The organism is Sphingorhabdus sp. (genome assembly GCF_023910635.1).
Taxonomy (GTDB): domain Bacteria; phylum Pseudomonadota; class Alphaproteobacteria; order Sphingomonadales; family Sphingomonadaceae; genus Sphingorhabdus_B.
This window is the reverse complement of the sequence record NZ_JAAVVZ010000029.1, coordinates 19,217-29,787: the sequence shown is the minus strand read 5'-3', so window position 1 is coordinate 29,787 and position 10,571 is coordinate 19,217. Positions and strand designations below refer to the sequence as shown.

General features: G+C 53.7%; 11 protein-coding genes. 10 read left to right on the top strand and 1 reads right to left on the bottom strand.

Features of this window, described 5'->3' with window-relative positions:
- Positions 1 to 88: 88 nt before the first annotated feature.
- Positions 89 to 1,054, bottom strand: coding sequence for an alpha/beta hydrolase (locus tag HEQ34_RS12840; RefSeq protein WP_296201103.1), 966 nt, complete (start codon positions 1,052 to 1,054; stop codon positions 89 to 91).
- 159 nt (positions 1,055 to 1,213) lie between these two features.
- On the opposite strand from HEQ34_RS12840, the gene HEQ34_RS12835 reads away from it, so the two are divergent.
- The 10 genes from HEQ34_RS12835 (at position 1,214) to HEQ34_RS12790 (ending at position 10,566) form a co-directional block, all read left to right on the top strand.
- A complete protein-coding gene (locus tag HEQ34_RS12835) occupies positions 1,214 to 1,915 on the top strand; it encodes a DUF1013 domain-containing protein (RefSeq protein WP_296201100.1) in 702 nt (233 codons plus the stop codon).
- A gap of 49 nt (positions 1,916 to 1,964) precedes the next feature.
- Complete coding sequence (locus tag HEQ34_RS12830) at positions 1,965 to 3,065, top strand: MBL fold metallo-hydrolase (protein WP_296201099.1); 1,101 nt, start codon at positions 1,965 to 1,967, stop codon at positions 3,063 to 3,065.
- On the top strand, positions 3,037 to 4,755 hold the full coding sequence (locus HEQ34_RS12825; RefSeq protein WP_296201105.1) for an AMP-binding protein: 1,719 nt from the start codon (positions 3,037 to 3,039) through the stop codon (positions 4,753 to 4,755). Before HEQ34_RS12830 ends, HEQ34_RS12825 begins: the two co-directional genes overlap by 29 nt.
- 13 nt (positions 4,756 to 4,768) lie before the next feature.
- Entirely contained in the window at positions 4,769 to 5,866 is a 1,098-nt protein-coding gene (gene dinB, locus HEQ34_RS12820; RefSeq protein ID WP_296201097.1) for a DNA polymerase IV, read from the top strand.
- A 65-nt stretch (positions 5,867 to 5,931) separates the two neighbouring features.
- A complete protein-coding gene (locus HEQ34_RS12815) occupies positions 5,932 to 6,576 on the top strand; it encodes a TetR family transcriptional regulator (protein ID WP_296201095.1) in 645 nt (214 codons plus the stop codon).
- Positions 6,577 to 6,904: 328 nt separating this feature from the next.
- Entirely contained in the window at positions 6,905 to 7,870 is a 966-nt protein-coding gene (locus HEQ34_RS12810; protein ID WP_296196574.1) for an IS481 family transposase, read from the top strand.
- A 95-nt stretch (positions 7,871 to 7,965) separates the two neighbouring features.
- On the top strand, positions 7,966 to 8,379 hold the full coding sequence (locus HEQ34_RS12805) for a DUF1330 domain-containing protein (protein ID WP_296201093.1): 414 nt from the start codon (positions 7,966 to 7,968) through the stop codon (positions 8,377 to 8,379).
- A 1-nt stretch (position 8,380) separates the two neighbouring features.
- Entirely contained in the window at positions 8,381 to 9,322 is a 942-nt protein-coding gene (locus HEQ34_RS12800) for a nitronate monooxygenase (protein WP_296201090.1), read from the top strand.
- 8 nt (positions 9,323 to 9,330) lie between these two features.
- Entirely contained in the window at positions 9,331 to 9,726 is a 396-nt protein-coding gene (locus HEQ34_RS12795; protein WP_296201088.1) for a ribose-phosphate pyrophosphokinase, read from the top strand.
- 36 nt (positions 9,727 to 9,762) lie between these two features.
- A complete protein-coding gene (locus HEQ34_RS12790; protein ID WP_296201086.1) occupies positions 9,763 to 10,566 on the top strand; it encodes a TIGR03084 family metal-binding protein in 804 nt (267 codons plus the stop codon).
- Positions 10,567 to 10,571 lie beyond the last annotated feature (5 nt).

Below are 10,571 nucleotides of genomic sequence, written 5' to 3'. Positions count from 1 at the left end.
GCTTCTCCCTTCCAGAAAAAGCATTGAATCAGATATCAATCACTTTGGGAATCCAATTTATGAGTATGTGACCTAGGCAGGTTTATAATTATGGCGTTTTTGTCGCCACGCCATCCAGCCAGATTTTGACATCATCGGCGCTCTTTTCAGGAATTTCCTCCATCGGGATGTGGCCGACATTGGGGTAAATGACCAGTTTCGCCTGCGGTATGGCTTCAGCGAACCATTTGGCCGAGCTGACGGGGATTAAATTGTCTTCTGCGCCCCATAAGATCAAAACTGGCACCTTTATCGCCGAGAGCCGTTCTTTTGTGCCAGGTGCCATGCTCTTGGGACTTGAAAAGCGTTTCATGGTTGCGTCGCGGTTGCCGGGGTAGCGGTTTAATTCCCAGTATCGATCAATGAGTTTGTCGTTGATTTTGGATTGAACGCTCATCGACGTTTTGACGCTCGATTCAAAAATGCTGCGGGGGGCAATGAAGCGTGCGGCTTCTTTTATCACCGGCATGCGCATCAGCCGGAATCCAAGTGGCATTTCTCCGGACCTTGCATATGGCTGTCCACTGGCGTCAACCAACAACAAAGCTTCGACCTTCTCCGGATGCTCCAATGCATATAACCACGACACGCCGCCGCCCATCGAATTGCCACCGATCACTGCCTTATCAACATTTAGCTTGGCCAATAAACGGTCAACGACGCTAACATAAGATGCATTGTCGTAGACGCCTGCTGGGTTATTTCCAGTCATGCCATGTCCAGGAAGATCAAGCGAAATAACGCGATAGTTTTTGCCCAAAATCGCAACCCACTGCTCCCATGTATGCAGCGATGCGTTTGAGCCGTGAATAAGAACGAGCGGTTGTCCGTCCGGCCTTCCTTCGTCGCGATAATGCACGCGCAGGCCAGGCTCCAATTCGGCAAAGCGCGAAGCGGAGTTACTATATTTGCGCTCCATCTGGGCGGCCTGCGTGTCAGGCGCATAGCCCCAGAAAAACAGCGCAGCCAGGGCGGCAAGCAATAAAATGAAGAGCCATTTGATCAAACGTAGCATTTCTTCCCCCAATGATTGCTCCGGAATGCACGGGTGGTGCGGCGCGTGCAAGTCCAAACGCGCATTGTCGCTTGCCGATATGGCAAACTTCGCCTAATGCTGCAGCACGACATTCAGGCCGCTCCGTAAGGGGCGGCCCTTATTATTGGAGCAAATGAAATGGCCACCCCTTTGATGCCACATGCGACCGCCGCTTGGTTGGTCGACAACACGGGTTTGAGCTTCTCGCAAATCGCCGAGTTCTGCGGTATTCATATCCTTGAAGTGCAGGCCATGGCTGATGACATGACTGGATCGAAATATACCGGACGTGATCCTGTTCACGCTGGTGAACTGGCGATGGAAGAAATTGAAAAGGGTCAGGCGGATGAGGACTATGTCCTCAAAATGTCAAAGGGTCCGGATCAGGTTCGTCGCACAAAAGGCCCGCGGTATACACCAGTATCGAAGCGTCAGGACAAGCCAGATGGTATTGCTTGGTTGTTGCGCAATCACCCTGAAATTTCGGATGGTGCGATCTGCAAGCTAATCGGTACGACGCGCAATACAATTGCCGCCATTCGTGAGCGTAGCCACTGGAACATTGCTGAAATTCAGGCGAAGGACCCAGTGACGCTTGGTCTGACATCGCAGCGCGAGCTGGATGCGATAGTGAATCGCGCTGCAAAGAAAGCCGGTATCGACAATACAGCTGCCAACGACGCGCGCCTTGGAACCGATCGTGACGCTTTGATCGAAGAATTGCGCGCAGAACGAACCGAAGCTGCACGTCGCGCAGAAGCTGCGTTGAACGGCGAAGACGAAAATGTTGGCAAGGCAGAATTGACCGCCGACACTTTGTTCAAAAAAGCTGGCGAATAATCGAAACGTGATGATTGCCTTAATCGCTTGATTAAGGCACGGCGGGGGGATGGCAATTTCCACACCCCCCGCATATGACGCATCGCTTGCCGACCATGGTTTTGAAGCAAGAGAGCTGAAGGGGCTAACCTACCCCTTAGGCGAACACGCCCCGCAATATGGCGAAATTTACCCAATAGCGCCCGATATGGGTTGGACGCGGATGCCCGTCCCCGGCAACTTGGCGCATATCAATCTATGGCTGTTGGATGAGGCGAACGGCGGATATGCCATTGCCGATACCGGCCTGTTCATGCCAGCGACGATTGATCAATGGAAGGCGATGTTTGCAGGCGTGCTGGCCGAGCGCGCACTCAAGCGGATTTTCGTAACGCATTTCCATCCAGACCATGTGGGCTGCGCTGGTTGGTTGGCAAACAAGTTCAAAGTGCCGATCTGGATGAACCGCACCGAATGGCTGATGGCGCGGATGCTTACGAGCGAACAGTTAGAACAGCCGCCCGAGGAAGTCCTCAACAACCGTCGATTTGCCGGCTTTGACGAGGCGCGCATTGAAAAGCTGCGTAAAGCAGGTTGGGGCGGCTTTGCGCGCGCGGTGTCGCGGTTGCCAACGGGACATGTGCGCATGGATGACGGGCAAGTTGTCCGCGTCGGGCGGCGCGACTGGACCGTCATGACTGGCGGTGGCCATACACCTGAGCATGCGAGCCTGGTCGATTTTGATAACAATATGATTATCGCCGGCGACCAGATTTTGCCGCGCATCACATCGAACGTATCGGTCATGGACAGCGAGCCGGAGGCCGATCCGTTGGGTGAATGGCTGGCGTCCATTGCGAGATTCCGCGCGGCTTTGCCCGCAGATATGTTGGTGCTGCCTGCGCATGGGGAGCCATTTACCGGTGTGCATGTCCGTCTGGACAAGCTTGCCTCGGGACATCATGAACGGCTTGATAAGCTTGAGCGCGAATTGCGTACCACCGAAATGCGGGCCGTCGATACTTTTAGCCTTTTATTCGACCGCGAAATTGATGACACCGTGTATGGCTTAGCTACGGGTGAGGCGCAGGCACATCTGCGGCATTTGCATTTTGCCGGACGGATAAAATGTGAAATTCGCGATGGCGTTGGTTGGTATCACGCGGCATAATGTCTGCATGACACAGAGCATTTGGAACGACCATTATTTTCATCCTGCCAAATGGGACCAGCAATTTCCCGCATTGGCACTGCATGACATGTTTTTTCAATCGGCAGAGCGCATGGGCCGCGCTGCAATGGCCGACTTCATGGGCCGCAAATATAGTTATGCCGAGGTCGCTGCCATGGTTCGGCGCGTAGCCCGCGGGTTGCAGGACAAAGGCATTGGCAAGGGTGACCATATTGGCCTGTTCCTGCCCAATGTGCCGCACTATATTGCAGCTTATTATGGCGCCTTGGCAGCGGGGGCGACGGTTGTGAATTTTTCGCCGCTCTACACCGTTGATGAACTCGCGCACCAGGTTGCCGACAGCGGCACTTCCATTTTGTTCACGGTCTCTGCGGCGGCGCTTCTGCCCACGGCGATGAAGGTGCTCGACAATAGCAGTCTGAAAGAATTGATCGTAGGAAGCGTTTCAGAAGCTTTGCCAAAAGCGAAAAGCTGGGCTTACCGTCTGTTCAAACGCAGCGAGATTGCGGCGATACCCTCTGATAGCCGCGTGTCAACTTTTGCCCATCTGGTTGCAAATGAAGGCAATTATGCGATTCAGCCATGCGCACCCGAAAAAGATATTGCGCAGTTGCAATATACGGGCGGCACTACCGGCACCCCCAAAGGCGCAATGTTAAGTCATCAGAATATCACGGCCAATGCGCGGCAGATTAACATGCTTGATCCGCACAGTAGAATGAATCATCCTGATGGACCATTGGACGATCGTATTCTTGGTGTCCTGCCGTTTTTCCATGTCTTCGCAAATGCAACTGTCCTCAATCGCACAGTTGCCAATGGTGGTGAAATTGTCATGTTGCCCCGATTTGAGGCAAAGGCGGCTTTGGCAGCGATTGCCCGCGCAAAGGTAACTTCGCTTCCTGGCGTGCCGACCATGTATCAAGCCTTGCTGGATTGCCCGGACCTTGCAAAGACCGATTTCAGTAGCCTTCGCGCCTGTATTTCGGGCGGCGCGCCCTTGGCCGGTGAACTGAAAAAGCGGTTTGAAGCAGCGACTGGAGCCGTCGTTATCGAAGGCTATGGCTTAACCGAAAGCTCAGGCGTGGTCTCGTGCAACCCCTATGAGGGCATGAACAAGATTGGCAGCATCGGGCAACCTGTCCCTGGAACCGATGTCCGGCTTGTTGACAAGGAGGACCCGGATAAGCCCGCTCTACCCGGCGAACCTGGTGAGCTTATATTTTCTGGTCCACAGGTTATGTGCGGATATTGGAAGCGGCCAGAGGCGGATGCAGAAGTGTTTCTCGGCAAATATCTGCGCACAGGCGACGTCGCGACGATTGACGAAGATGGCTTTATCTTCATCGTTGACCGGTTGAAGGATATGATCGCCGTTGGCGGGTTTAAGGTGTTCCCAAGCCAAGTTGAAGATGTGCTTTACCAACATCCTGCGGTCAAGGAAGCGCTCGTCATTGGCGTTGCTGATGCGTATCTGGGCGAAATTCCGCGCGCCTTTGTGACATTGTCCAATGGTGCGACCGAAGATGGCGCGGCGCTTGCGGCGTGGCTCAACCCGAAATTGGGTAAACATGAACGCGTTCAGGGTGTCACGATCATGGATGTCTTGCCAAAAACAATGATCGGCAAGCTTGACCGCAAAGCGTTGCGGATGTCGCTGGGTTCGTAGGCTTTGGTCTGCGATGGAAGGGGATACTGCTCTCATCCGCAAGATAATCCATGTCGACATGGATGCATTTTACGCCAGTGTTGAGCAGCGAGATAACCCTGACCTGCGCGGAAAGCCTGTCGCCGTAGGTGGTTCATCCAAGCGTGGTGTAGTTGCTGCGGCAAGCTATGAAGCGCGCGCGTTCGGTGTACGCTCGGCCATGCCTTCGGTCACGGCGCAAAGGCAATGCCCCGACCTGATTTTCGTCAAACCAAGGTTTGAGGCCTACAAAGCGGTATCCCTGCAAATTCGCGAAATATTCGCGCGGCACACCGACCTCATTCAACCGCTGTCGTTGGATGAGGCCTATCTTGATGTTACCCATGACAAGCAGGGCATCGGGTCAGCGGTGAAGATTGCCAAGGCTATCCGCGCGGCTATCCGCGACGAGACGGGCCTTACCGCGAGCGCTGGTGTAAGCTATAACAAGTTCATTGCAAAGCTGGCCAGCGACCAGAATAAGCCCGATGGAATGTGCGTCATTTTGCCGGATCAAGGCCCGGAATTCGTAGCTAGCCTTCCGGTCCGCCGTTTTCACGGTGTCGGGCCGCGCACCGCTGAGAAGATGGCAAAGCTTGGCGTAAATACGGGCGCGGACCTTTCGCTCAAGGATGAGGCGTGGCTGGCGCAGCATTTTGGTAGTTGGGGCGGCTATCTTTTCTGGGCCGCGCGCGGAATTGACCACCGTCCTGTCAACGCAAATGCTGTGCGTAAATCTATCGGGGCGGAAAGCACCTATTTCAACGACAAAAGCAGTGAGCCAGAATTGCGCGATGCATTGGAAGAAATAGTCGATATCGTTTGGGACCGCATTGACCGGTATCAGGCAGAGGGCAGGACATTAGTGCTGAAGGTGCGCTATTCGGACTTCCGAACGATCACGCGCTCCCGAACCGTTGGGCAGGCCTTGTCGGATCGTGCGACCATCGCGCAAGTTGGGCATGCGTTGCTTGATCAAATTTTACCGGCCGAAATGGGGGTTCGGCTTCTTGGGCTGACACTTTCCGGTCTGGTAGAACATAATGAAATCGCTCAAGGGACAACGCCGCAGGGACAATTTACATTTGATTGATTGAAAATTGAAATATTTTGTTATATATCATGAAACTGTTATACTAATGCAATACAGGATGTGAGATGGCGCGCCCGCAGACAGACATTGATGCCGGAAGAACTGCATTACTTGAGGTTGTCGATGACTTGGTCCGCAAGCGCGGGGCGGTAGATATCTCAATGACGGATCTGGCGGCTGCGGCTGGCATGTCGCCATCCAATCTATATCGTTTTTTCGACAATAAAGAAGCGTTGCTTGAGGCTGTGGCCGAGAGTTTTTTTGCCGAAAAAATCCGGATAATGGTTGAGGTAACCGAATCCGACTTGCCTGTTCAGGAAAAGATGTACCAATATTTTGCGCGGCGTTACCTTGCGATGGTTGAGCAATATGAGGCCGAACCAGACCTGCTGAAAAGTTACCTCGAAATTGGCCAACAATATTTTGAGGTTGTGCGCGGCTATGTTGATCTGGGAGATCATTATCTTTCCCTGATCGTCGCAGAAGCCATGGAGCAGGGCTATTTTGCAGGCCTCTCGATTGATGAGACCGTGTCATTAATCAACCAGATGGTGCAGTGCTACGTACACCCGGAGGCGCTTTTTAGCATTGGCACTGTTAAGTTGAGGGTGGAGAAGCTTGCAAAGATTGTTGAGACAATTTTTCGAGGGCTAGGCAAAAACACAACCGTGGAAACGCGCGGACAACCCCATATCAGAATCGTTTCGTAAACCTAGGGTCAGGACCTATTAAATCCACCTTCGCGGCGTCAAAATGGCAAAGATATCGAAGGAAAATGGCCGCCGCAGGCAGTAATTCTGCCTGCAAGGGCATTTTGTTTCGATATCGAAGCCATTTTGGCGTCCTTCGGATTTGACCCATACTGTCCATTGCTACGTTGGCAAAGCTAGACTTAGAACCACTAAGCCTGCGCTTTGCCGCCTTGCACTGAACAAAATGGCCTCAAACCGCGAAGGTGGATTTAATAGGTCCTGACCCTAGCTGTTTAGTCCCGGCATTTGATGGTGTATTATTCAGCCATCAATGGAAGGACTCGCTATGGGACAAATTCTACACGGGAGCGCCCGCACGACAGCGGCGGTCCGTCGAGCAATACAACATAGTCAAGAGAGCCTGATTGTGCTTTCGAAGCGTTACAGCATTAACCCCAAGACGGTAGCCAAATGGAAGCGGCGCACGTCTGTCACCGATCATCCTACTGGCCCCAAGGATGCCAAGTCCACCGTCCTGACTATCGAGGAAGAAGCCATCGTCGTCGCCTTTCGTCGGCACACGCTGCTGCCGCTGGATGATTGCCTCTACGCCTTGCAGGCAACGATCCCGAACCTGACGCGCTCATCTCTGCACCGCTGTTTGCAGCGCCACGGGATCAGCCGATTGCCCGAAGTGACGGGAGACAAGGAACCGAAGAAGAAGTTCAAGACATACCCCATTGGCTACTTCCACATCGACATCGCCGAAGTGCGGACTGCCGAAGGCAAGCTGTACTTGTATGTGGGAATCGACCGCACCAGCAAGTTCGTCTTCGTCCAACTCGTCGCCAAGGCAAATAGGATGACAGCCTCAGCCTTCCTGGTCGCCCTGATCAAAGCCGTGCCCTACAAAATCCACACCGTGCTGACCGACAATGGCATCCAGTTCACCTTCCCGCCGCGATACGCCAAGGGCCCGACTGCGACCTGTATGTCGCACATGTTCGATCTGCGCTGCGATGAGAACGGGATCGAGCACCGGCTTACCAAAATCAAGCATCCCTGGACCAATGGCCAGGTCGAACGGATGAACCGGACAATCAAGGAGGCCACCGTCAAACGCTATCACTATGACAGCCATGCCCAGCTGACTACCCACCTCCAAGACTTCATTGATGCCTACAATTACGGGCGGCGACTGAAAACACTCAAGGGCCTAACACCCTTCGAATACATCTGCAAAATATGGACAAGCGAACCAGAAAGATTTAGCCTAAACCCAACCCATCAAATGCCGGGACTAAACACCTAGCTAGATCCGTGCTACCTCTTTAGCGCATAATCACTTTTACAATGTTATGGCGCTGATTTAAGCACATGATTAAATCAGAAGGGAGGGAGCGTATCATGCTTGTAGACAATGCGGTGTTTCCATCAATGGAGCAGGCTTCGTCATTTTTCGGCGGTCCAGAGAACGGGCCCTTTGCCATGGTCAATTTGCTGAAGTTTAAAGACAAAGCGGAATATGCTGATGGCAGCGATTCCGATCTCTCGGGTGCTGAGGCTTATGCCCGCTACGGTAAGGCTATTCAGGCCTGCTTGGATGCTGTCGGTGGCCGCCAAATTTATGCCGGCGCAGTTACCGGGATGATGATCGGTGAAGTTGAGGACCTATGGGACATGGTCGCTTTGGTCGAATATCCGTCACTCGCGGCGATGCAGAAAATGGTGTCTTCGCCTGAATATCAAGCCATTGAGTCCCACCGTAAAGCTGGGCTTGCCGGCCAATTAAACATTCGCACCAGCCAGATTGGACGTTGATATGAAGCCCATGAAGAACCGCATGACCGACCTGCTCGGCGTCGAATATCCAATCATTCAGGCGCCAATGGGCTGGATTGCGCGGGCGCAACTGGCATCGGCGGTATCGAACGCGGGTGGTCTTGGCATCATCGAAACATCCTCGGGGCAATTGGATGAAGTGTGCGCCGAAATCATCAAGATGCGCGAACTTACTGATAAGCCCTTCGGTGTGAACATCGCACAAGCCTTTGTGCGTGATCCTGGCATCGTAGATTTTGTCGTCGACCAAGGCATCAAGTTTGTCACCACATCGGCGGGCGACCCTAACAAATATTGCGGTCCATTAAAGGCGGCGGGGCTTACAGTGTTTCACGTCGTGCCGACACTGGCGGGCGCGTTGAAAGCCATTGATGCCGGCGTTGACGGCCTTGTGGTTGAAGGCGGCGAAGGCGGAGGTTTCAAAAATCCGAAGGACGTCGCGCTGATGGTCCTGCTGCCGCTCATCCGCAGCAAAGTTGACGTGCCTATTGTGGCCGCTGGCGGAATCGTCTGCGGACGGACAATGGTAGCCGCATTCGCTCTTGGCGCAGAGGCTGTGCAAATGGGCACACGGATGGTCAGCGCTGCGGAATCACCTGTGCATCATAACTGGAAAGACGCCATCATCAACGCGAAGGAGACCGATACGCTGTTCCTTAACCGCCACGGGCCTGGGCCAGCATTGCGCGCCTTGCGCACTGAACGAACAACAAAGCTGGACGTTGAGCCAACGGACAATATCATGGGCGAAATGCGCGGTGTGCTTGATTTGTATTTCGGCGGTGACATGGAGGCCGCGATAGCGCTTTCCGGGCAAGTGGCCGGACGCATTGATGCGGTGAAACCCGCCAAACAAATAATCAATGAGGTGATGGAGGAGTTTTATTCTGTCATGAATGATTTGCGACGCGATTATCTTTAGGATTTGACTTGGACCCGGTCCTTGAAGAGTTTCTGAGCGACCCTGCGGCGGATGTTTCGGCGCTGCACGATGTTGCGCGGATCAAGGCCATATTAGAGCAATGTGGGCGTGAAGGCCGTGCGATCAGTTACTCCGAGCTTTTGCTGAACCTTGGCTTCCGCTTCACGCGGCCCAAAATGCGAGCGGTATGCAAGACGCTGGATAAGATAGACCAGATCACCGCGCAAGACGGCGCACCTGCACTCGCGGTGCTTGTGGTGCGTGAAGGTGACGGCTTGCCCGGGCAGGGCTGGTGGACAGGGCGGACCGATTATCAGGGTGAATGGACAGGGCCACAAGCGCATGCCCATATCCGAAAGCTTCAGGGCGATGTGTTCGCATATTGGCAAGACAGACCACTTTGAACAACTCTGCGCGAACCATATAAAACAGGAATAATCATGCAACAGACAATAGATTTCTTGGATGAAAGCAGGGCGTTATGCGCGCTACTTACGCCGCTTTCCGAAGCAGAGTTTGAAATGCCAACCCAGTTCAAGGGTTGGACCATCAACAACATCATCCGCCATTTGCATGTCTGGAATATCGCCGTCGATTTATCCTTGCAAGACGAGGCCGCGCTTGGCGCGTTTGTCGCCGCGATGATGGCTGTGGTTCGCGGGGGTAAGCTGCCTGAGTTTGAGGCGAGCTATCTGGATGGCCTTTCGGGCCATGCATTGCGAAATGCTTGGATTGCGCACGCGGGAACTACCGCCGATGCATTTGCAAGCGCCGATCCCAAGCTTCGTCTCAAATGGGTTGGGCCTGACATGAGCGCGCTAAGTTCAATCACTGCGCGGTTAATGGAAACTTGGGCACATGGGCAGGCCGTATACGATGTGCTTGGCATGGAACGGCAGGACACTGATCGGATTGGAAATATCGTACGCCTTGGCGTGAACACGTGGGGCTTCACATGGAAAAATCGTCGCATCGAACCACCGGGCCAGATGCCGAAATTGCGCCTGTCCGCTCCATCCGGCGCGGTGTGGGAATATGGCGAGCCTTCCGAAAGTGGCATGATTTTCGGCAGCGCGACAGAATTTTGTCAGGTCGTTACCCAATGCCGCAACATTGCGGACACTGCGCTTGAAGTCACAGGTGAAGTCGCGCATCAATGGATGGCAGTCGCGCAATGCTTCGCTGGGCCGCCACAGGACCCGCCGATAAAAGGCACACGGCATCGCGCCGATAAGGGAGTTTGAGTATC

What these genes read in the sequence shown, in the direction of transcription:
- HEQ34_RS12810 (WP_296196574.1), top strand. Translation starts at nt 6,905, where the DNA reads ATGGGACAAATTCTACACGGGAGCGCCCGCACGACAGCGGCGGTCCGT.
- HEQ34_RS12790 (WP_296201086.1), top strand. Translation starts at nt 9,763, where the DNA reads ATGCAACAGACAATAGATTTCTTGGATGAAAGCAGGGCGTTATGCGCG.
- HEQ34_RS12835 (WP_296201100.1), top strand. Translation starts at nt 1,214, where the DNA reads ATGGCCACCCCTTTGATGCCACATGCGACCGCCGCTTGGTTGGTCGAC.
- dinB (WP_296201097.1), top strand. Translation starts at nt 4,769, where the DNA reads ATGGAAGGGGATACTGCTCTCATCCGCAAGATAATCCATGTCGACATG.
- HEQ34_RS12830 (WP_296201099.1), top strand. Translation starts at nt 1,965, where the DNA reads ATGGCAATTTCCACACCCCCCGCATATGACGCATCGCTTGCCGACCAT.
- HEQ34_RS12805 (WP_296201093.1), top strand. Translation starts at nt 7,966, where the DNA reads ATGCTTGTAGACAATGCGGTGTTTCCATCAATGGAGCAGGCTTCGTCA.
- HEQ34_RS12800 (WP_296201090.1), top strand. Translation starts at nt 8,381, where the DNA reads ATGAAGCCCATGAAGAACCGCATGACCGACCTGCTCGGCGTCGAATAT.
- HEQ34_RS12840 (WP_296201103.1), bottom strand. Translation starts at nt 1,054, where the DNA reads ATGCTACGTTTGATCAAATGGCTCTTCATTTTATTGCTTGCCGCCCTG.
- HEQ34_RS12825 (WP_296201105.1), top strand. Translation starts at nt 3,037, where the DNA reads ATGGCGTTGGTTGGTATCACGCGGCATAATGTCTGCATGACACAGAGC.
- HEQ34_RS12815 (WP_296201095.1), top strand. Translation starts at nt 5,932, where the DNA reads ATGGCGCGCCCGCAGACAGACATTGATGCCGGAAGAACTGCATTACTT.